Origin of the sequence: Halorientalis sp. LT38, assembly GCF_037031225.1 — an archaeon.
GTDB lineage: Archaea > Halobacteriota > Halobacteria > Halobacteriales > Haloarculaceae > Halorientalis > Halorientalis halophila.
Genome location: NZ_JAYEZN010000001.1, coordinates 822,571 through 840,851, shown reverse-complemented (window position 1 = coordinate 840,851; position 18,281 = coordinate 822,571). Strand labels below are relative to the sequence as shown.

Annotated in this window: 15 protein-coding genes; 9 read left to right on the top strand and 6 right to left on the bottom strand. The window is 67.1% G+C overall.

From position 1 onward, the window contains the following. Positions 1–71 precede the first annotated feature (71 nt). From U5918_RS04475 to U5918_RS04460, 4 genes are all read left to right on the top strand, one after another. On the top strand, positions 72–1,835 hold the full coding sequence (locus tag U5918_RS04475; protein WP_335999783.1) for a histidine kinase N-terminal 7TM domain-containing protein: 1,764 nt from the start codon (positions 72–74) through the stop codon (positions 1,833–1,835). 51 nt (positions 1,836–1,886) lie between these two features. After that, the gene (locus U5918_RS04470; protein ID WP_335999782.1) at positions 1,887–2,102 is read left to right on the top strand and encodes a zinc ribbon domain-containing protein; all 216 of its coding nucleotides are present in this window, start codon (positions 1,887–1,889) and stop codon (positions 2,100–2,102) included. Beyond that, the gene (locus U5918_RS04465) at positions 2,102–2,326 is read left to right on the top strand and encodes a DUF8143 family protein (RefSeq protein WP_335999781.1); all 225 of its coding nucleotides are present in this window, start codon (positions 2,102–2,104) and stop codon (positions 2,324–2,326) included. The genes U5918_RS04470 and U5918_RS04465 overlap by 1 nt, the downstream gene beginning before the upstream one ends. 129 nt (positions 2,327–2,455) lie before the next feature. Next, complete coding sequence (locus U5918_RS04460; protein WP_335999780.1) at positions 2,456–2,614, top strand: hypothetical protein; 159 nt, start codon at positions 2,456–2,458, stop codon at positions 2,612–2,614. 169 nt (positions 2,615–2,783) lie between these two features. On the opposite strand, the gene gltB is transcribed toward U5918_RS04460, so the two are convergent. Then, positions 2,784–7,331, bottom strand: a complete 4,548-nt coding sequence (gltB, locus tag U5918_RS04455) for a glutamate synthase large subunit (RefSeq protein ID WP_335999779.1) — start codon at positions 7,329–7,331, stop codon at positions 2,784–2,786. 266 nt (positions 7,332–7,597) lie between these two features. Then, positions 7,598–9,049, bottom strand: a complete 1,452-nt coding sequence (gene proS / locus U5918_RS04450) for a proline--tRNA ligase (protein ID WP_335999778.1) — start codon at positions 9,047–9,049, stop codon at positions 7,598–7,600. Between the two features lie 117 nt (positions 9,050–9,166). Here proS and U5918_RS04445 point away from each other — a divergent pair, with 117 nt between their 5' ends. Both U5918_RS04445 and U5918_RS04440 read left to right on the top strand, forming a co-directional pair. Continuing rightward, positions 9,167–9,562: a DUF7344 domain-containing protein gene (locus U5918_RS04445; protein ID WP_335999777.1), complete on the top strand. Its 396-nt coding sequence runs from the start codon at positions 9,167–9,169 to the stop codon at positions 9,560–9,562. Then, positions 9,559–10,287, top strand: coding sequence for a DICT sensory domain-containing protein (locus tag U5918_RS04440; RefSeq protein WP_335999775.1), 729 nt, complete (start codon positions 9,559–9,561; stop codon positions 10,285–10,287). The genes U5918_RS04445 and U5918_RS04440 overlap by 4 nt, the downstream gene beginning before the upstream one ends. A gap of 268 nt (positions 10,288–10,555) precedes the next feature. Here the strand turns inward: U5918_RS04440 and U5918_RS04435 are convergent, their stop codons facing one another. After that, the gene (locus U5918_RS04435; protein WP_335999773.1) at positions 10,556–11,038 is read right to left on the bottom strand and encodes a DUF7984 family protein; all 483 of its coding nucleotides are present in this window, start codon (positions 11,036–11,038) and stop codon (positions 10,556–10,558) included. A gap of 272 nt (positions 11,039–11,310) precedes the next feature. On the opposite strand from U5918_RS04435, the gene U5918_RS04430 reads away from it, so the two are divergent. Beyond that, positions 11,311–13,236, top strand: a complete 1,926-nt coding sequence (locus U5918_RS04430; RefSeq protein ID WP_335999771.1) for a beta-CASP ribonuclease aCPSF1 — start codon at positions 11,311–11,313, stop codon at positions 13,234–13,236. 276 nt (positions 13,237–13,512) lie between these two features. Here the strand turns inward: U5918_RS04430 and U5918_RS04425 are convergent, their stop codons facing one another. The 3 genes from U5918_RS04425 to U5918_RS04415 form a co-directional block, all read right to left on the bottom strand. Continuing rightward, positions 13,513–14,328 (bottom strand): endonuclease III domain-containing protein, encoded by an 816-nt coding sequence (locus tag U5918_RS04425; RefSeq protein ID WP_335999769.1) that lies wholly within the window; start codon positions 14,326–14,328, stop codon positions 13,513–13,515. A gap of 75 nt (positions 14,329–14,403) precedes the next feature. Next, positions 14,404–14,817: a DUF371 domain-containing protein gene (locus tag U5918_RS04420; protein WP_335999767.1), complete on the bottom strand. Its 414-nt coding sequence runs from the start codon at positions 14,815–14,817 to the stop codon at positions 14,404–14,406. 49 nt (positions 14,818–14,866) lie between these two features. Next, positions 14,867–15,013, bottom strand: coding sequence for a hypothetical protein (locus tag U5918_RS04415; RefSeq protein WP_335999766.1), 147 nt, complete (start codon positions 15,011–15,013; stop codon positions 14,867–14,869). 114 nt (positions 15,014–15,127) lie between these two features. Between U5918_RS04415 and U5918_RS04410 the strand changes: the two genes are divergently transcribed. Together U5918_RS04410 and U5918_RS04405 are read left to right on the top strand one after the other, a co-directional pair. Next, positions 15,128–17,002, top strand: coding sequence for a glycoside hydrolase family 2 protein (locus U5918_RS04410; protein ID WP_335999765.1), 1,875 nt, complete (start codon positions 15,128–15,130; stop codon positions 17,000–17,002). Between the two features lie 290 nt (positions 17,003–17,292). After that, positions 17,293–18,183: a coiled-coil protein gene (locus U5918_RS04405; RefSeq protein WP_335999763.1), complete on the top strand. Its 891-nt coding sequence runs from the start codon at positions 17,293–17,295 to the stop codon at positions 18,181–18,183. Positions 18,184–18,281 lie beyond the last annotated feature (98 nt).

Sequence of the window (18,281 nt, the reverse complement as noted above, 5' to 3'; positions counted from 1 at the left end):
AACCTTTTATCGGCGCTCTACCGTTTGTTCCGGCGGTTACGTCTCCGGGCGTTCCGGGCGCCGTTCCAGTGATGAGGCTCCAGCACACGCCGTACACGGTCCCACTGATCGCGAGTGCGTTGCTCGCCGTCCTCAGTGCGTATTACGTCCGGCGCCAGAGCGACCGGCTCTCGGCGAGCATGTACGCGTGGGCGATGGTGGCGATGTTCCTCTGGGCCGCGGGTTCTGCGGCCGCGCTGACCGTAGTCGACCCGCTCGTGACGCGCGTGCTGGTGGGGGCCGTTCTGGGCTTTGCCGCGCTGACGACAGCGACATGGTGTCTGTTCTGTCTCAGCTACAGCGGCTACGAGCGGTGGCTGTCGTGGCCGCTCTTTACCGCCTTCGGCGTCGCGGTCGCGTCCATCACCGCGCTCACCGTCTCGAACCCGCTCCACGACCTCGTTTTCGTCACACAGACGGTCGACCGGACCGGCGACTGGGTCAGTATCGGACACCAGTGGGGCCCCGGTCTGTGGCTCTCCATCCTGATCGTCTACGCCATCCACGCGCTCACCCACGTCGTCCTGTTCAAGAAGTTCCGTCGCTCACGCAACCTCTATCGAACCTTCACGTTTCTCCTGCTGGTGGCCAGCCTCACCATCTGGCTCGCGAACGTCCTCTCGGTGACCGGCTACAGCCCGCTTCCGCACATGATGTTCGTCCCGCTGGTGTTCCTGTTCTGGGGCGTCCTCGGCCTCGTCGTGCTGGCCAGCAGGCGGTTCGTGCGGTCGCTGCCGGTCGACAGGTTCCTCCAACTCCTCAACCCGCGATCGGGTGACGTCGTCCCGCTGGCACGGGATTTCGTCGTCGAGGAGATGGACAGCGGGGTCGTCATCCTCGACGCGACCGACTACGTCGTCGACGTGAACAAGATGGCAAAGCAGATGCTCGGGACGCGGACGCGCCTCATCGGGAAGGCGATCGACGAGGTCGTCGACCTCGAGGAGTACTTCGAGGACGGACTGCCGGCAGGCGAGAGCCGCCAGCAAAGCTGGGTCGAGAGTGCCGACGGCGGGCGCTACTGTTACGACGTCAACGTCTCGGCGATCACCGGCGAGGACGGCCGAACCGTCGGCCGCGCCGTCGTCATGAACGACATCACGAATCAGAAGCGGCGCGAACAGCGGTTACGGGACCGGGAGAGTGAACTCCAGACGCTCAAGCAGGTCCTCTCGCGGATCATCCGACACAACATCCGCAACGACGTCAACGTCGTGCAGGGCAACGCCGAGTGGATCGCCGAAAACGCCGACAGCGACGACGTGGTGGCACGCGCCGACCAGATCGTCGCCACTGCCGAGGACCTCGCGACCACGAGTCGCAAGACCCGCATCGTCGACCGCGTCGTCGGCACCGACACCGACCTGATCGAGATCGACCTCGAATCCCTGCTCGCGGACACGCTGGCCGACATCAGGGTCGACTTCCCCGATGCGACCGTCACCACCGACGTGCCGTCTGGCATCTCCGTCCGCGGGAACGCGTACCTCTCCGCGGCCATCGAGAACGCCGTCGAGAACGCCATCGTCCACGATCCGGGTCCGAACCCGACGGTCGAGATCGAGGTCCTGGCCGACGACGAGACCGTCACCCTCAGCATCCGGGACGAGGGGCCCGGCATCCCCGGACAGGAGATGGAGGCCCTCGAGAGCGGCGAGGAGACCGAGTTGATCCACGCCAGCGGGATCGGGCTCTGGTTGATCGACTGGATCGTGCGCAACTCCGGCGGGTCCGTCACCTGGTCGAACACCGAGTCGGGTGCGATGACGCGCATGGAACTGCTGCGGGCCACCTGAACGGCCGCCGGGCAAAATACTAATATCGATACAGGTTCCAGACGTAGTTGTATGCCCCCTGAAGATCCCTCCGAGAACGGCTGTCCGAAGTGCGGGCACGACGACGCCGAGGTGGACAAGATCACGACCACCGGCGGCGGGTTGAGCAAGATGTTCGACATCCAGAACCGCGGCTTCCAGACCGTCTCCTGTACGAACTGTGGGTACACGGAGCTGTACAAGTCCGACGCGGGCACGAGCAACCTGCTGGACGTGTTCATGGGCTGATGGCCGCCGGAAGCGGCGTCGTCCTGCTCGTCCTCGCGTTCGCCCTCGTCGCGCCGGTCGCGCTGTGGCTCCTGATCGAGTCCGAGACCGACGACACCGACGTGATGGATCGGCGGCGCGCCGAGGACTCGGCCCGCGCCGACTCCCGGGCGACAGCCGAGCGACGGGTGGACGACCGAAGGGAGTCCACCGGCCGAGCGAACGGCGACCGCAGTGAGCCGTGAGCACCGGGCCCGGCGAGACACCGACGACGAGCACGACGGGTTCTGACCCGGAATCGGGCCCACTCTGTGGGCCTCGTGAACGGTTCTGCCACAGCGTTTACAACTGACGAGTGACACGTGCCCGACGCAATGTCCGACAAGACCGACAAAGCGCTGCAACGCGTCCGGGACACGTTCGACACCGCGACGGAAGAAGCGGAGCAGTTGAGCGAGTCGGCGAAGCAGGACGTCACGGAGGCTATCGACGACCTCGAAGCGCGCATCGAGGACCTCCGCAACAGCAGCTAACGCCGTCGGTCTATTTTTTGCGGTAAGCAGTCGAAAAGATGCTCGGTAGCCGTTGTTGCGGTGAACGGCAAGCACAGCACCCGCGAGCGCGTCGGCGACGCGCTCGCGGCTTTTTCGCCCACGTTTTTGGCGAGGGGGTCGCCCCGCGACCCCCTCGCGAAAAAGGTGGTTAGTCGTCAGCCTGCCCCGCCGCGGGTTCGCTGACGCCCGCACTGGGGGTGGCGGCCTCCGGCGGCTCGGTCCGCACGTCGGCCTCGTCGTCGTCGGCGATGATCTCCGCGTAGGCGTCGGGGAGGACCTTCACGAAGTTGTCCAGTTCGTCCTCCCAGTTGTCGAGGACGTACTGGCCGCGGTCGGAGTCGGTGTAGGCGACGTGGTTCTCGATCAGCCGGCGGAGCATCGAGCGGTCGCGCTCGTCGAGCGTGTCGAACGTCGAGACCATCCCACGATTCACCTTCTCGGGGAAGTCGCCCTCGCGGTCGAGGACGTAGGCGACGCCGCCGGACATGCCGGCTGCGAAGTTCTTTCCGGTGTCGCCCAGCACGGCGACGGCGCCGCCGGTCATGTACTCACAGCCGTGGTCGCCGACCGATTCGACGACGGCGCGGACGCCGGAGTTGCGGACGGCGAAGCGCTCGCCGGCCTGGCCGTTGACGTAGAGTTCGCCCTGGGTCGCCCCGTAGAGGGCGACGTTGCCGATCAGGGTGTTGTCCTCGGGCTCGAAGGGCGCGTCGGCGGGCGTGTTGACGATCATCTTCCCGCCGGAGAGGCCCTTGCCGACGTAGTCGTTTGCCGTGCCGGTCAGCTCGAAGGTGACGCCGTCCTGCAGGAAGGCACCGAAGCTCTGGCCGGCGACGCCCTCGAAGTCGACGCGGATGGTGTCGCTGGGCAGGCCGGGCGTGCCGTGTTCCTGCGAGATCCGGTTCGAGAGGGTCGCGCCGACCGTCCGGTCGACGTTGTCGATGTCCATCGACAGGGAGGCCGGCTCGCCCGTCTCGATGGCGTCGCCGATCTCGTCCAAAATCGCCCAGTCGAGCTGTTTGTCGACCTCGTGGGTCTGCTCGCGGGTCTTGTAGCGGTCGTCGTCGCCCGCGGGCTCGGCCAGGATCGAGGAGAGGTCGAGCTTCTTGGCCTTGGGGTGCTCGACGTCCGTGCGCTGGCGGAGCAGGTCGACCCGGCCGATCATCTCGTCGACGGTCTCGAAGCCGAGTTCGGCCATGATCTCGCGCAGTTCCTGCGCGACGAAGGTCATGTAGTTGATGACCTGTTCGGGCTGGCCGGGGAAGCGGTCACGCAGCTTCTCGTTCTGGGTGGCGACGCCGACCGGGCAGGTGTTCTCGTGACACTGCCGGGCCATGACGCAGCCTGAGGTGACCATCGAGGCGGTCCCGAAGGCGTAGCCCTCGGCGCCAAAGAGTGCGGCGACGGCCACGTCGCGGCCGGTCTTCATGCCGCCGTCGGTCGAGACTTTGATCCGCGAGCGCAGGTTCGTCGCGCGGAGCATCTGGTTGGCCTCCGCCACGCCCAGTTCCCAGGGAAGGCCCGCGCTCTTGATCGAGGTCTTCGGCGACGCGCCGGTCCCGCCGTCGTGGCCCGAGATGTGGACCACGTCGGCGTTGGCCTTCGCGACGCCGGCGGCGATGGTCCCGATGCCGTCCTCGGCGACGAGCTTGACGTTGATGTCCGCGTCGGGGTTCGCCGCCTTCAGGTCGTGGATCAACTGCTTGAGGTCCTCGATGGAGTAGATGTCGTGCAGCGGCGGCGGGGAGATGAGGCCCACACCGGGGGTCGCGTACCGGACGTGGGCGATCATCTCGTTGACCTTCTTCCCGGGCAGGTGGCCGCCCTCGCCGGGCTTGGATCCCTGGGCCATCTTGATCTGGATCTCCTCTGCGGCCGAGAGATAATCGGAGGTGACGCCGAAGCGCCCGGAGGCGACCTGCTTGGTCGTGCACTCCTTCTCGGTGCCGAAGCGCTCTGGCGGTTCGCCGCCCTCGCCGGTGTTGGCGTTAGCGCCCAGCCGGTTCATGGCGATGGCGTTGTTCTCGTGCATCTCCGGGGAGAGGCTCCCCAGGGACATCGCCGCCGTCTCGAAGCGCTCGACGATGTCCGAGATGGGTTCGACGTCCTCAATCGGGATGGACTCGCGGTCCTCGGCGTCGAACTCGAGCAGGCCGCGCAGCGTCTGGAGGTTCTGGTTCTGGTCGTTGATCTTCTCGGCGAACTCCTCGTACTTCTCGTAGTCGCCCTGGCGAACGGCCTGCTGGAGCGTGCCGACGGTCTCGGGGTTCCACTGGTGGTGGATGCCGCCGGTGCGGTGCTCGAACTCGCCCTGGCGTTCGATCTCGGGGTCCTCGCCGAAGGCGACGTCGTAGCGGGTCCGCAGGTCCGATTCGAGGTCCTCGATCTCGATGCCCTCGGTGCGGCAGGTCGTCCCCTCGAAGTACTCGGCGACGAAGTCCGAATCGAGGCCGACGGCCTCGAAGATCTGGGCGCCCTGGTAGCTCTCGACCGTCGAGATGCCCATCTTGGCCATCGTCTTCAGGAGGCCGTCCTCGACGGCGCCGACGTAGGCCTCGATGGCGGAGTCGAGGTTCGCGCCGTCCGGGCCGGCGACGAGGTCCTCGATGGTCTGGTAGGCCAGGTAGGGGTTGACCGCGCCCGCGCCGTAGCCGATCAGCGTCGCGAAGTGATGGACCGTTCTGGGGTCGCCCGATTCGAGGACGAGGCCGACGTGATTGCGGAGGCCGTTGCGCACGAGGTGGTGGTGGACGCCGCCGACCGCGAGCAGGCTCGGGATCGGGATGGCGTCCTCGCCCGCGCCGCGGTCCGAGAGGACGATGACGTCGTGCTCTTTCGCGGCCTCGTCGGCCTTCTCGCGGACCTGCTCGACGGCGGTTCGCAGGTCGTCGTCGGGGTCGTAGGTGATGTCGACGACCGCCGTCGACATGCCGTTTTCGTCCAGGTCCTTGATCGCCGTCGTCTCCTCGTCGGTGAGGATCGGCGAGTCCACGACCAGCTGGCGGGCGTGGGCCTGGCTCTCGGAAAGCAGGTTGCGCTGGTAGCCCAGCCGGGACTCGAGGGAGGTCACCAGTTCCTCGCGGATGTAGTCCAGCGGCGGGTTCGTGACCTGTGCGAACAGCTGCTTGAAATAGGTGAACAGCGTCCGGTTGTGGTCCGCCAGCACCGACAGCGGCGTGTCGTCGCCCATCGAGCCGACGGGGTCCTTCCCCTTCTCGGCCATGGGCTGGATGAGGTGGTCGACCTCGTCGTAGGTGTAGCCGTACAGCGCCTGGAAGGAGCGCAGCGCCTCCACCTCTCCCTGGGGCGCCGTCTCGTGGTCCGCGATGTCGTCGAGGTGCACCTGTTCCTCGTCGACCCACTCGGCGTACTTCTCGTCGGTGAGCGACTCGAAGACCTCGTCGTCGGGGACGACGCGGCCCTCGTCGGGATCGGCGAGGAACAGCTGGCCGGGCTGGAGCCGGCCGCGCTCCTCGATCTCGCTCGGGTCGTGGTCGAGCGCGCCGGCCTCGCTGGACATCACGAGGCGGCCGCTCTGGAGGATGTCGTACCGGCAGGGGCGCAGCCCGTTGCGGTCGAGGACCGCGCCGACGCGTTCGCCGTCGGTCGCGGCGACCAGCGCGGGGCCGTCCCACGGCTCGACGAGCGAGGCGTGGTAGTCGTACCAGTCCCGGCGCTCCTGGGAGACCATGTTGGCCTCGCCGCGCCAGGCCTCGGGGATGAGCATCCGCAGGGCGTGGGGCAGGTCCCGACCCGCCTCGAGCAGGAGTTCGAGACCGTTGTCGACGCTCGCGGTGTCTGACTGCTCGGGGTCGTCGATGATCGGCTTGATCTTCTCGATGTCGTCCCCGTAGTCCGCGTCCGCGAGGTCCGTCTCGCGAGCGCGCATCCAGTTGATGTTGCCCTGGATCGTGTTGAACTCGCCGTTGTGGATGATGTTGCGGTACGGATGTGCGAGGTGCCACGCGCCGAGCGTGTTCGTCGAGAAGCGCGCGTGGACCATCGCGAACGCGGAGGTCATCCGCTCGTCGGTGAGTTCGGGGTAGTACGCCGGGAGCTGTTCGGCCTTCAGGAGGCCCTTGTAGACGACCGTCTTCCGGTCGAGCGAGACGACGTAGAAGCGCTCGGCGCCCGCCGGTTGCTCGTCCTCGACGGTGTTCTCGACGACCCGTCGCGCGACGTAGAGGCGCTTGTCGAACTCTTCTTCGTCGGCGTCGTCCGTCGGCCGGACGAACGCCTGCTCGACGCGGGGTTCGGATTCGACGGCGGTCGCGCCCAGCGAGTCGTTGTCCGTCGGGATCGTCCGCCAGGCGAACACCTCGAGTCCTTCGGTTTCGAGTTCCGTCTCGAACAGGTCCTTCAGTCCCGCGGCGGCTTCGTCGTCGTCGCGAGGGAGAAAGAGCGAACCGACGGCGTACTCGCCGCGCGGCGGGAGGTCCGCGTCCAGTTCGTCCGCGAAGAACTCGTGTGGCGTCTGGAGGAGGATCCCCGCACCGTCACCGGTGTTCTCTTCGGCCCCCGTCGTCCCGCGGTGTTCGAGGTTCTCGAGCAGTTCTAGACCGTCGGCGACGACGTCGTTGGCTCGACCCCCGTCGAGGTCCATGACGACGCCCACGCCGCAGTTAGACCGTACGTCAGTAGGGTCCGCGAGCCCGGCCTCGCTCGCAGACTCATCAGTAGTCCGTTGCCCAACCATACACGGTAGTTCGACTGCCGCGTTAAGAGACTGTCCCTCAAGGGCTAAGGGTCTGTTAAACTCAAATAAGGGCATATAAACACATTCTCCATAATACTGATATTCTATCGGGAGACCTCGCCGTGCGCGGCCCTGGCGTCCGCTCCCGTCAGTTCGCCACGATTCACAATTCCAACCGTTTCACGTTCGTTGGGAGACGGGTTCGCGGATCGTCCCGAAAAGAGCGGATTTCGCCGGCAATATGCGCCGGAATAATCGACGTCCGTTCAGTAACTTTTCGCGAAGTATGCGGTTTCGACAGCGTCGTCGCCACAAATCGCACATTCGTCGCCAGTGGGTTCCGCGTCGCGGTCCATCGGGACCATCACGATCTCGGCGGCGATGGCGTCCTTTATCGGTTCCTCGCAGTCCTCGTCGCCGCACCACGGCGCTTTGACGTAGCCGCCGTGCTGGCCGAGGGTGCCCAGGATCTCCTCGCGGCTCTCGGCTTCGCGGACGTTCTCCTCCAGGTTCTCCTCCGCGGCGGCCTTCAGTTTCGCGAACACCGTGTCCAGATGCTCGTCCACCGCGTCGGCCAGTCCGTCGCGGTCGGCGGTCTCGCTCTCGCCGTCCGGGCGGTGAACCAGCGTGACCTCCTCGTCCGCGACCTCGTTGGGACCGACCTCGATCCGGAGGGGGACGCCCTTCAGCTCCCACTCGTTGAACTTGAAGCCGGGGTTGCGCTCGTCGCGGTCGTCGAGGTGGACGCGGAACTGCTCGTCCAGGTCGAGCGCGAGGTTCTCGGCGTACTCGAGCACTTCCTCCTTGGTGTCCTCCTGCCAGATCGGGACGATCACGACCTGTTCGGGTGCGAGCGCGGGCGGGAGAACCAGGCCCTGGTCGTCCGAGTGGGTCATCACCAGCGCACCGAGCGAGCGCCAGGACAGGCCCCACGAAGTCGTGTGGGCGGTCTGTTCCTCCTCGTCCTCGTCGACGTAGGTCACGTCGTAGGCCTCCGCGAAGGAGGTCCCCAGGTAGTGAGAGGTAGCGCCCTGGACGGACTTCCCGTCGGGCATGAGCGCCTCGACGGTCGTCGTCGTGTGCGCGCCGGGGAACTTGTCGTGGTCGGGCTTGCGACCGCGCAAGACCGGGATGCCGAGGACCTCCTCGTAGAGCTTCTCGTACTGGTCGAGGCGAGTCATCGCCTCGTCCCATGCTCCGTCCTCCTCGGCGTGGGCGGTGTGGCCCTCCTGCCAGAGGAACTCCTTGGTGCGGAAGAAGGGCTTTGTCTCGGTGGCCTCCCACCGCACCACGGAGCACCACTGGTTCACGCGGTGGGGCAGGTCGCGGTGGCTCCGGGTCCACTTGGCGAGGAAGGGCGTGATGATGGACTCGCTCGTCGGGCGGACGGCCAGTCGCTCCTCGAGTTCCTCGTAGCCGCCGTGGGTGACCCATGCCACCTCGGGGTCGAAGCCCTCGACGATGTCTTTCTCCTTCTCGAGGTAGGACTCGGGGATGAACATCGGGAAGTACGCGTTGGTGACCCCGGTGTCCTTGAACCAGGCATCGAGGTGATCCTGGAGGCGCTCCCAGAGCGCGTAGCCGCGGGGCCGGGTGATAATGAACCCGCCCATCGGCGCGTAGTCGGCGAGTTTGGCCTTCTGGATCACTTCCGCGTACCACTCACCGGTCGCGTGCTCCTTGCTCTCGGTGATCCCGAGATCCTGCGTGTCGCTCATACACGGTAGTCCGACACGGGAGTAATAAACCCGCCCGGTCCGCACCCGGCTCCGACCGAAGTACCTGCTAATTACACCGCAAAAATAAATAAAAGAATACCCCATAGAGAAACCAGTATGAGCCACACTGGCACACCCACCCCACCCGAAGCCGTCGACGCTCGCTTTCGAGCGATCGCCGACCACCGGCGCCGGTTCCTGCTCTACTATCTCCGGGAACACGGAGATGCGACGCGGCGGGAACTGGCGGACGTGCTGACCGGCTGGCTCGCCGCGGTCACTGGCAGCGACGCGGACGCGCGAGGTCGCGAGCGCATCCACATCGCACTGCAACACGTCCATCTCCCGAAACTCGAGGCCGAGGGCTTCGTCAGTTACGACGCGGACACCGGCGTCGTCTCGGTCGAGGCGGTCCCGGCGTGGGTCGACCGGTGCCTCGACGAGGCCTTTCGGATCGAGGTCGCCACCTCTGAGGAACCACCGCAGTCGCTCCGGGATCTGGTGGGCGGATGACCCAGTCTCTCCGGGGGTTCGTCGACGACTTCGCTGCCCGCCGGCGGACCGTGACCGTCTACGCCGACGCCCCCCCGGACGATCTCGAGACGCGCTTCCGGGACTGGAACGTCGATGTCAGGTTCGACCGCCTGCCACCTGGTGCCGGCCCCGGGTTCGTCACCGTGCGCGAGGGCGAGCGTTTCCTCGGGAGCGTCACCCTCGAGACGGTCGCCACGCTCTTCGAGCCGCCCGCTGGACTGCTCGACCCGGAGCCCGCCGCGACCGGCGCGCTGGAGCCGCTGCTCGAACTCCTCGACGACACGCTCTTTCGGTCCTTCGAGCGTCGTCACCTGCTGGCCGCGACGCGCGAGATCGAGGACCGCGCCTGGCGTGTGGGCGAGGGAGAACTCCACGTGGGCTTTCAGCGTCCGGCCGCGCTGTCGGCCCAGCGGACGGTGTACGAACGTCTCGCCGAGAGCGACCTCGACGTCCACGTCTACACCGACGTCGAGTGGGACGAACCCTCTATCCCAAACGTGACCGCCCACGCCGAGTCCGACGGTGAACTCGGCCAGTACTGGTTCGTCGCGTTCTCGCCGGCCGGGTCCGACGCGCGGTCACAGGCGTGCGCGCTGATCGCGTGGGAACGAGAGCCCGGCGCCTACGACGGGTTCTGGACGTACGACCCCGATCGCGTCGCGGCGCTGGTGACCCACCTCCGGACGGCCTACGGCGACGACTGAGGCCGGGCCGAGCGACCGCGCGTCGCCGCTCGATCAGCTGACTAATAAATGGCCCTCTATATCCGGCGAAGGTTAGACCCCGGAAGCGTCTGTTGTATCGTGTAGCCCGATGGCTGAGGGGGCCATCGGGACTGACCCGTGGAATGGGATCCGGTTCCCTGGCGACGGTACCTGGGGGGGTACTGGGGGATTCCGGTGGGGTTCCGAGGGTGGCACCAGTTCGCGCTCGCCGTTCTCTGTCATTCGATGGTTCCAGCGCCACGGCCGCTCACTCGCTGACGAAGGGGCTCTCCGTCTCCGTCCACTCCCAGCCGGGCAGTCGCGTCTGGAACCCGGCGGCCAGTGCGGCGTCGAGGTCGTCGGCGCCGGCGGCGTCGCCCGGGTCACCCTGCGCCAGCACGTCCGCGTAGTGGAAGGTCGCCTCGCCGAGCAACCGCAGGGGCTGGTTCCCGGCGAGCATCCCTGCCAGTTCGCGGCCGAGCAGTTCGTCCACGACGAACCCCGGATAGTCGCCATCGACGTCGAGATCTCTGAGCAGTCGGACCAGGGCGGCGACGTTGACCGCGAGGTCGCCGTCGGCGAACACCTCGTCGGCCGCCCGCTGGTACTGCTCGACGGTGACGTCACCAACCTCGACCCCGAAGTGTTCGCCGAGATCCGATCTGACGGTGTTTATCAGCGCGACGATCGTCGGGGCGCGCTCGCGGACCCACTCGTGTTCGGCGGCGACGATGGCGGGTGAGACCTCCATGGGGGACCGCAGGGCGTCGAATACCTACTGCTTTGCGAAGGCTTTTATAATGAAGAGGCAAAAGAGCGGTTACAGGCCGGTTTTCCGGACTCACCGTCCAGCGACGAGTTCGGACCGCACGTAGCGGATCGACCACCGATATCGGAAACCACTATGACCCTTACAGGAGACAGCCTGTGTCCCGCCGCGCGGGAGTGGGTGGGGACGTCCCCGACCGACAACCAGCGACGTCACGTTCGGACGCAGGAGCGCTTTTTCGTCAGTTTCGAGCTATGAGCACGGTAGACAATCAGTTAGACGAGTTGAAAGCAGCGATCGTCGACGAGGTTCCGAGCGACATCTCCATCTCGGACGTCCAGTACGAAGGCCCGGAACTCGTCGTGTACACGCGCGATCCCAAGAAGTTCGCCCAGAACGGCGATCTCATCCGGCAGCTGGCCAGCCAGTTGCGCAAACGCATCACGGTCCGACCGGACCCGGACGTGCTGTCGGTCCCGGAGAAGGCCCGCGAGCAGATCATGGCGGTGACCCCGGAGGAGGCCGGGGTCACCGACCTCGACTTCCACGCCGACACCGGTGAGGTCGTCATCCAGGCCGAGAAACCGGGGATGGTGATCGGTCGCCACGGTTCGACGCTGCGTGAGATCACCCAGAAGGTGGGGTGGACGCCCGAGGTCGTCCGGACGCCGCCCATCGAGTCCTCGACGGTCTCGAACGTCCGGAACTTCCTGAAGCAGGAACGCGACGAACGCCGGGACATCCTGGAGCGGATCGGCCGGCAGATCCACCGCGAGGAGATGTCCGACGACGAGTGGGTGCGGATCACCACCCTGGGCTGTTGCCGCGAGGTCGGGCGCGCCGCGTTCATCGTCTCGACGCCGGAGACGCGCGTCCTCGTCGACTGCGGCGACAAACCCGGCGCCGAGGACGAGGTGCCCTACTTGCAGGTTCCCGAAGCGCTGGGCGCGGGCGCGAACTCGATCGACGCGGTGGTGCTCACGCACGCCCACCTCGACCACTCTGCGCTGATCCCGCTTCTCTTCAAGTACGGCTACGACGGCCCGATCTACTGCACGGAGCCCACGCGCGACCTGATGGGCCTGCTCACGCTCGACTACCTCGACGTCGCCGCCAAGGAGGGCCGGACGCCGCCCTACGAGAGCGAGATGGTCCGCGAGGCGATCAAACACACCATCCCGCTGGAGTACGGCGACGTGACCGACATCGCCCCGGACATCAAACTCACGCTGCACAACGCGGGTCACATCCTCGGCTCCTCGATCGCCCACTTCCACGTCGGCGACGGCCTCTACAACGTCGCCTTCTCCGGCGACATCCACTACGAGGACACCCGCCTGTTCAACGGCGCGGTCAACGAGTTCCCCCGCGTCGAGACGCTCGTCCTCGAGTCCACCTACGGCGGTCGCAACGACTACCAGACCGACCAGAAGGACTCGGAGCGCAAACTCAAGCAGGTCATCCGCGACACCCACGACCGCGGCGGGAAGGTCCTGATCCCCGCCTTCGCCGTCGGGCGCTCCCAGGAGATGATGCTCGTCATCGAGGAGGCGATGCGCAACGGCGACATCCCCGAGATGCCAGTCCACCTGGACGGGATGATCTGGGAGGCGACGGCCATCCACACCACGTACCCCGAGTACCTGCGCGACGACCTGCGCGATCGCATCTTCCACGAGGACGAGAACCCGTTCCTGGCCGACCAGTTCAACCACATCGACGGCGGCGAGGACGAGCGCCGGGAGGTCGCCGACGGCGGCCCGGCGATCATCCTCTCGACCTCCGGGATGGTCACCGGCGGGCCGATCATGTCCTGGCTCGAACACCTGGGCCCCGACCCGGACACCACGCTCACCTTCGTCGGCTACCAGGCCCAGGGCACCCTCGGCCGCCGCATCCAGAAAGGCCAGGACAAGGTCCCGATCGGCAACAGCCGGGGGCGCGGCCGGTCGGACTCGCTGACGCTGAACTGCGACGTCGAGACCGTCGACGGCTTCTCCGGCCACGCCGACCGCCAGGGACTGGAGAACTTCGTCAAGACGATGAACCCGCGCCCCGAGAAGGTCCTCTGCGTCCACGGTGACGAGTCCTCGACGCAGGACCTCTCCTCGGCGCTCTACCACGAGTTCAACATGCGGACCTTCGCGCCGAAGAACCTGGAGACGTTCCGCTTCCTCTGAGGCCTTCGGCCGTACCTTTATATCCCGAACCGCGACCAGCCTCGCCCGTGACCTGACCGCGGCCGCGGAGCGACCGAGGCGGGAGCGCGACACACCGCTTCGCGGTACCCCCCGTGTCGCCTGCTCGCCCCTCCACGACCCCGGGACGACGGTCACAGCGGTTTCACCCGCTCTCCCCTGTCCCCGCTCGATCGGTCCCGAGCCCCTGACCCGGCCAGCGACCGTCGAGCGGGGACTCCCTCTCCTGCGTCCCGAAGCGTCCGACTGCACCGACTGTCAGTCCGCCGTCTCCACTTCCGACGGATCGACGACCTCGCCCGTCGACGGTTCGACGCCCACCTGATCACAGAGATCAGCCATCGGACACGCCTCCGGATCGTCGAGACAGTCCGGCTTGCGGGCCGAACAGTGCTCGCGCCCGAACTGGATCATCGCGGTGTGCCCGAAGCCGCACTTCTCGCCCGGCACGTCTCGCTCCAGGTGCGCCCGAACGCCCTCGTGGTCCGCGTCCGCCGGCGCCAGTCCGATCCGCCGGGCGATCCGGTGGACGTGGGTGTCCACGGGAAAGACGCCCTGCCGACCGCCGGCGAACAGCAGCACGCAGTCGGCGGTCTTCGGGCCGACGCCGGTCATCTCCAGCAGGGCGTTTCTGACCACCGTCGGATCTTCCTCGCGGACGAACTCGTCGAACCCCGCCTCGCCGCCGTACTCCTCGCGGATGCGCCCGGCGATGTCGACGATCCGTTCTGACTTCTGGTTGTAGAGGCCCGCCGAACTGATCGTCTCGGCGACCTCGGTCTGATCGGCCTCGGCGAGAGCGTTGGCCAGGTCGCCACGAGAGCTGTACCGGTCCATCAGCGAGTCGTGGGCCGGCTGACTGGCCACGTCGCTCGTATTCTGGCTGAGGATCGTCCGGACGAGACACTCGAAGGCGTCCCGGCCGCCGTAGGATTTCTGCCAGTACAGTTCGCCCAGCCTGTCGACGACGGCTTCGGCGCGGGTCGCAGGCGCGTCGGCGTCGAAGGTGTCGGCGTAGCCCCCGCCCGCCGCACCCCCGCTGATGTTCTCCGCCGGCTCGGGGTCCTCGGACATACCCAGGCTAGGGATCGCCGGGCAAAATGCGCACCGGGATCGACGCGCGACCACCGGTCGGACGCCTCGTCCCGGTCACTCGACGGTCAGCGTGACGGTCAGGTCGGCGCCGTCGGCCAGCGCCGCGACGAGGTCCCGGTCGAGATCGGCCGCCGCTGCGTCGGCGTCGACGAGCACCGTGCGGTCGTCCACGTAGTCGCTCGTCCGACCGACGGCGCTCCGGTCGTTCTCGAAGGAGAGGTCGGGGTGGCCGCGACCGGTGACGGTCTCCGTGGAGCCGCCGGCGGCGAGTTCGACGGTGATGGTCGCGTCGCCCGACTGGCAGGCATCGAGGAACGCGGGATCGAAGTCTGCCGGGGTGCGGTCGGCCTCGACGCCCAGAATGCAGTCGCCGGCGGGCGTGAGGTAGTCGTCGCTCGTCACCTCGAACGTGCTCGCGTGCTGGGCCGAGACGTTCTCGTGCCCGCGTGCGCGAATGACTTCTTCCATAGCCGGCGTTCCGGCCGGCCCCACTTGAGGGGGTCGCTTCGCCGTCGCGTCAGCGGGCGACGGTGATCGTGACGGCACCGCAGGCGCACTCGTAGGCCCGGCGCTCGCCGTCTTCGGTCCGGAAGGTCAGCTGGCACGCGCCGTCGTGGAGTTCCCGATCACAGCCGCGGCAGGTACAGGACAGTTCCTCGATCATACACTCGAATTCGGCAGCGAGGGGTATCAAGGCGAGCCGTCCGCGGAGTGAAAGTGAAAGTGGTCGCCGGCGAACAGGTCCGCGCCTTCGAGGGTCGAGTGTCGCGTAAAGGATATGGCAGAGGCGGACGCCCGGACACGTATGCTGGGCGAGTGGACCGGGACGTCGGTCGAGCCGGGGGCGGGCAAACCCGAGCCGGACGTGTGGACGCCCGTGGAGGTACCGGGCCGTCCGCAGGTCTTTTCGGGCGCCGACGCCGCCGCGTATCGCTCCGTCTTCGACGATCCCCGGTCGGGTGACGAGGAACGCGCCGTCGTCGAACTCCGCGGTCTGTTCGCCCACGCCAGGATCTGGCTCAACGACGAACTCGTCGGCGAACACGACGCGTACTTCCGGCCGTTCCGCCACGCCTTCGAACCCGACGAGGAGAACGAACTGATCGTGGTCTGTCGCGCCCCCGAGGACCGCTTCGGCGGCGTCCACGACACCGACCTGGTCCCCGAATCCGATCGCGTCCCCGGCATCTGGTGGGACGCCTCGATCGAGACGTATTCCGGGACCTTCGTCTTCGACCTGGACGTCGCCCCCCGGCTGGTCGACGGCGACGCAGAGATCGACGTCCGGGCCGTCGTCGAGACGGACACGGACCTCGACGACCGCATGACCTTCTCGCTGCGCCCCGAGGGCGAGTTCCAGAGCCGGGGCATGATGGACCGGACGACCGTCGAGGCGGCCGCCGGGGAGCAGGCCGTCGTCGAGCACACGATCGAGGTCCGCGACCCGTCGCTCTGGTGGCCGCGCGGTCACGGGCCCCAGCACCGGTACGCGGTCCGGGCGAAACTCGGCGACGAAACCCGGACGGTCGTCACGGGGCTGTGCTCGATAGCGCGAGACGACGACGGCCTCGTCATCAACGGCGAGCGCGTGCCGGGTCGCGGGGTGACGCTGCTCGACGGGACGCCCGAGGACGTCGAGCGGGCAGTCGCGGCCAACGCCGCCCTCGTTCGGATGCACGCCCACGCGCCCGAACCGGGGGTCTACGAGGCCTGTGACGAGGCCGGCCTGCTGGTCTGGCAGGACCTCCCGCTGACCGGGCCGGGCGCGTTCGACGCGGAGCGCGGGCGGGACGTCGCCGCCGCGATCGACCGGACCTACGGGCGACACCCGTCGCTCGCGGCCTACAGCGTGCACGACGACCCGGTCGAGTTCTGCACGGACCCCCTGGGATCGGGCGCGATCGACCGGCTCCGCCTCCGCTGGCGGGCCTGGCGCACCAGCTACGACCGCGGGCCCGCGGACGCCGTGGCCGCGGCGTTTCCCGAGGATCGAATCGTCTTGCCCGTGGTCGGGCCGCTGGGGAGCGACGCCGACGCGACCGCGCTCTACCCCGGGTGGGACTACGGGGAATCGGGCGACGTGGCGTGGCTCCGGGACACGTTCGGCGTCGGCGACGTGATCGGGGAGTTCGGCGCCGGCGCGTTCGGCTCGGTCGTCCCCGAGGACGTACCGGGGTTCGACCGGGCGAAACACGACGCCCGCGTCGAGGAGGGGGTCGACACCTCCCAGCGCTACCAGGCCGGCGTCGTCAAACGGGTCGCCGAGAGTCTCCGCAGGGATGGAACCGCGTTGTTCGCCGCCCACACGCTCCGGGACGTCGACGAGGCGGGGATGGGCCTGCTCGAACGGGACGGGACAGAGAAGGCCGCCTTCGACGCGTTACGCGACGCGTACGAGCCCGTACAGGCGACGCTGGTGACGCCCGTAGCCGGCGAGCACTCGGAGATCGCGGTCTGTAACGACGGCACGGCTGCCGTGGACGCGACCGTCGAGTGGGTCGCCGGCGACGCCGAGGGCGAGGCCGAGGTCGCGGTCGATCCCGGTTCCACGGCGACGGCGGGCACCGCGGATCTGCCGGGAGACGCCGACGCAGCGACGCTCACGCTCGAGCTTTCCAACGGCGTCGTCGAGAACAGCTACGACCTGCGCTGATCGCGGTGCCGCGGTCGGCGAACGGGGTGCGGTATCGACCCTGCCGGCTCGGTATGGGTGACCGTACCGTGGTGCCGTCAGGCGTTTGGTAGTCGGTTCCGCGGGGGGTGACGACCGGAATATTTAAATTGTCGTCACCAATACTATCACCTACCAGAACGCCTCCAGCGTTCCGGCAGTATCGTGCGACGCCCGTAGAATGACAGGGAACCCTACTTATCAGGTGCTGGCCGACGCCACGCAGTGGCGACTGTCGCGAGCTGGAGCGGTAATGGCATAGAGGTGTAACCATGGCAGAGTCAATCGACGAAACTGACAACATCGAAGTAACAGACGACGACATCGAAAACAAATCGAAAGGCGAACTTATCAAACTCGCCGGACAACTCCGCGACCGACGGAACGAGCTGAACCAGCTCGCCTCGGAGCGGGCGTCCAGCCGAGACGACCTGAACGCGAAGACGCGCGAGAAGGTCGACGAGGCCCAGGAGCACCGCGAGAAACGCGACGAGCTCAACTCGGAGGTCCAGGAGCACAAGGAAAAGCGCAACGAGCTCAACGCCGAGGCCAACGAGCTGTTCGACCAGGTCGAGGAGATGAAGTCCGACCTCGAACTGGACGAGGGCAGCTCGATGGACCAGCTCAAAGACGAGATCGAGGATCTGGAGTTCAAACAGCAGACGGAGGTCCTCAACCCGGAAGAGGAGCGGGAGCTCATCGAGAAGATCGAGGACAAACGCGAGAAGCTCCAGGAGAAAAAGGAGAAGCTCGATCAGACCGGTGACGTCGAGGAGATCAAGGAGGAAGCCGAAGAGATCCGCTCGGAAGCCTCCCAGCACCACCAGAAGGTGACCGAACTCGCGGACGAGGCCCAGAAACATCACAACCAGATGATCGAGGCCTACCGCGAGGCCGACGAGATCCGCGACGACGCCGACGAGATGCACGAGAAGTTCGTCGAGGCCCAGGAGGCGGCCGACCAGCACCACGAGGACTTCGTGACCGTCCAGAAGCGCCTGCGCGAACTGGACAAGAAGGAAGAAGAGCAGGAACGCAGCAAGCGCGAGGAAGAGCAGGAGGCCGCGCGCGAGGAGGCCGAGGAGATCTACCAGAAGTTCAAGGAAGGCGAGACCCTCGACACCGAGGACCTGATGAAGCTCCAGAAGACGGGGCTGCTCTAGACGGCTCGCTGATTTGCAGTTTTCTCGATTCGCGACGTCGGGGAGCGACTGCCTCGGCCGCGTCGACCGCAGGGTGACGCCGGCGGGGTACCGGACGG

Coding starts and splice junctions, on each gene's coding strand:
- U5918_RS04440 (WP_335999775.1), top strand. CDS start 9,559: ATGACCCAGTCTCTCCGGGGGTTCGTCGACGACTTCGCTGCCCGCCGG.
- U5918_RS04475 (WP_335999783.1), top strand. CDS start 72: ATGAGGCTCCAGCACACGCCGTACACGGTCCCACTGATCGCGAGTGCG.
- gltB (WP_335999779.1), bottom strand. CDS start 7,331: ATGGTTGGGCAACGGACTACTGATGAGTCTGCGAGCGAGGCCGGGCTC.
- proS (WP_335999778.1), bottom strand. CDS start 9,049: ATGAGCGACACGCAGGATCTCGGGATCACCGAGAGCAAGGAGCACGCG.
- U5918_RS04410 (WP_335999765.1), top strand. CDS start 15,128: ATGGCAGAGGCGGACGCCCGGACACGTATGCTGGGCGAGTGGACCGGG.
- U5918_RS04430 (WP_335999771.1), top strand. CDS start 11,311: ATGAGCACGGTAGACAATCAGTTAGACGAGTTGAAAGCAGCGATCGTC.
- U5918_RS04420 (WP_335999767.1), bottom strand. CDS start 14,817: ATGGAAGAAGTCATTCGCGCACGCGGGCACGAGAACGTCTCGGCCCAG.
- U5918_RS04425 (WP_335999769.1), bottom strand. CDS start 14,328: ATGTCCGAGGACCCCGAGCCGGCGGAGAACATCAGCGGGGGTGCGGCG.
- U5918_RS04445 (WP_335999777.1), top strand. CDS start 9,167: ATGAGCCACACTGGCACACCCACCCCACCCGAAGCCGTCGACGCTCGC.
- U5918_RS04470 (WP_335999782.1), top strand. CDS start 1,887: ATGCCCCCTGAAGATCCCTCCGAGAACGGCTGTCCGAAGTGCGGGCAC.
- U5918_RS04405 (WP_335999763.1), top strand. CDS start 17,293: ATGGCAGAGTCAATCGACGAAACTGACAACATCGAAGTAACAGACGAC.
- U5918_RS04465 (WP_335999781.1), top strand. CDS start 2,102: ATGGCCGCCGGAAGCGGCGTCGTCCTGCTCGTCCTCGCGTTCGCCCTC.
- U5918_RS04460 (WP_335999780.1), top strand. CDS start 2,456: ATGTCCGACAAGACCGACAAAGCGCTGCAACGCGTCCGGGACACGTTC.
- U5918_RS04435 (WP_335999773.1), bottom strand. CDS start 11,038: ATGGAGGTCTCACCCGCCATCGTCGCCGCCGAACACGAGTGGGTCCGC.
- U5918_RS04415 (WP_335999766.1), bottom strand. CDS start 15,013: ATGATCGAGGAACTGTCCTGTACCTGCCGCGGCTGTGATCGGGAACTC.